Genomic DNA, 249 nt, shown 5'->3' on the forward strand with positions numbered 1-249 from the left:
GAACACGCCCCTGGAACCGCGGACGGCCGACTCGCACGTCCAGTCGCGCACGCTCTCAACTGAACCTGACCTGAAGCAACTCGGGATCGGGACCCAAACCGTTTGATAAATACCGCTGCGTATTCAAATCATAGCCTGCCTCATTAACCAGCCAGGCCGGGTTTTCTGCGCCTGTACTAGAACGTTCAGGAGATGCATTTGAAGCCCAGCACTTGCCTTGTGCGCTGCCTGTCTGCGTCCATACTCTGC

1 protein-coding gene is annotated in these 249 nt (G+C 57.0%); it reads right to left on the bottom strand.

Features of this window, described 5'->3' with window-relative positions; genetic code table 11:
* Positions 1–55: 55 nt before the first annotated feature.
* Positions 56–249 (bottom strand): hypothetical protein (locus AC0L20_RS41525; protein ID WP_473295915.1); only part of this gene is annotated, 194 nt, incomplete at its 5' end.

The sequence above is a fragment of the Bradyrhizobium sp. Kon58 genome (assembly GCF_055807455.1).